Raw genomic sequence first — 1,779 nt, 5'->3', positions numbered from 1 at the left:
GGCCGACTGCATCGAGGAAATCGAGCATGCGTTCATCGCCGGCTTGCAACGGCGGGCCAAACTTCGGATCACTCAAAGGATCGCGCATCGACTCAAGCAACGCCAACGCTTCAAGCGGGGCGCCCATCGGAAAGAGCAGCCGGATCATGTCGCCGCCTGATCTTCAATCGCCGCGCGAACCAACGACCGGTAATCGATCTTGCCATTACGCAGCAGCGGCAATTTATCGATTCCGCGTGCAACCACGCCATGCCGGTTCACGCCCAATCGTTCTGCGACACTGCGCGAAACAAGTTCCAGCCGTTGCGGTTCAGCCTCGCCTTCGCACCACAATACGATCGCTTCATCGTTACGCGACACGGCGATCGTCGCGCCTTCAGCGCCCGCTTCGGCGGCGATGCGTTCGACGGCGTCCAGATTGATACGTTGTCCGAATAGCTTGGCAATCCGCTTGAGACGACCTTCGAGATAGAGATAACCCTCCTCGTCGAAGCGGCCGATGTCACCCGTATGCAGCACGCCGCGGGAATCGTCGCCGCGAACGAGGTCGGAGGCGGTATCGGCGTAACCCATCATGACGCCCGGGCCGCGAAAAACAACTTCACCTACGAGGTCCGGTTGGCGCGTCAACTCGCCCGATTCAACGCGAACCGATAACCCTGCGCCTGGCACCGGCAAGCCGACCGAAGCGAGTTTTTCCATAATCCGATGCGCAGGCAGCACCGCCATCCGGGCCGTTGCTTCCGTTTGCCCGTACATGAGAAAGAAACGGCCTCCCGAGCGGCCGACGTCACGGACAAGTTGCCCTATCAGTTCAGGCCGCATGCGACTGCCGGATTGCGTCATCGTGCGCAGGCTGGGATGCACCGACGGCGTCCATCGCAAGCGCGAGAGCAATTCATAGGTGTGCGACACAGCAGCAAAGGACGTCGCGCCGTAGCGATCGACACACGCCCAGAAGTCCGCGCCGATCACCGGATACGCGTTCACCACCACAGTAGCTCCCGCGAGCAAATGGCTGTTCAGCACCGACAAGCCATAGCCCAGGTAGAACGGCAGACTGGTCGGCGCTATTTCAGCGTCGGTGATCGCAAGCGCGCCCACGATAGCTTCAGCGTTGGCGAGTACACCCCGACGCGAAAGACGCACCATGCGGGCCGCGCCGGTCGAACCGGAGGTAGTCAGCAGCAAGGCCAGATCGGGATGAACGTCAGCCGCGCCCGTCTGCCTGATCCACCCATGATCGACATTTCGATAACCCGCTGGCGCGGGCTCATCGATCCCCGGCTGCCACAGACCCGCCGGTTCGAATCGCGCGATCAGTTCCATCAGCGTGTCCGGCTCTATGCCCGCATCAAGCAACGCGAGCGCTCGACCCTGGCGAAACGCGGCGAGATAACGGCACACGGTATCGATGGTCCATGGCGCGGGCAACAAGATCAGCCCGGCCGGCATCGCGTGCAGTTCGTTCTCCATCGCGTGGATTCGTGCTTCGAGCGTGAGGCCGCGCAAGCTCAGGCCGCTAGCTGCATCGATCAGGCAAGCATTGGCGCCGAATGTGTTCATAAGGTCAGACCTCCATCGACACCCAGCACTTGTCCGGTGATAAAAGACGCTTCGTCGCTAAGCAGGAAGCGGATTGCCGTCGCTACCTCAGTCGCTGTGCCAAGCCTGCGCAACGCGGTCTGCGCGCGACGTGCGGCGATGATGTCGTTGGGGAGATCCGCCAGCAGATCGGTCTCGATCAAACCGGGCGCCACCGCATTCACCCGAATACCG

General features: G+C 61.8%; 2 protein-coding genes. Both read right to left on the bottom strand.

The features are described from left to right. Window positions 1-144 precede the first annotated feature (144 nt). Window positions 145-1,566: an AMP-binding protein gene (locus tag WCA53_RS28605; protein WP_423918963.1), complete on the bottom strand. Its 1,422-nt coding sequence runs from the start codon at window positions 1,564-1,566 to the stop codon at window positions 145-147. Next, window positions 1,563-1,779 (bottom strand): SDR family oxidoreductase (locus WCA53_RS28600; protein ID WP_423918960.1); only part of this gene is annotated, 217 nt, incomplete at its 5' end. The genes WCA53_RS28605 and WCA53_RS28600, both read right to left, overlap by 4 nt.

The sequence above is a fragment of the Caballeronia sp. genome, assembly GCF_049581465.1.
GTDB lineage: Bacteria > Pseudomonadota > Gammaproteobacteria > Burkholderiales > Burkholderiaceae > Caballeronia.
Note: the sequence above shows the minus strand (reverse complement) of the source record. Positions and strands in the feature narration are given on the sequence as shown.

Coding starts and splice junctions, on each gene's coding strand:
- WCA53_RS28605 (WP_423918963.1), bottom strand. CDS start 1,566: ATGAACACATTCGGCGCCAATGCTTGCCTGATCGATGCAGCTAGCGGC.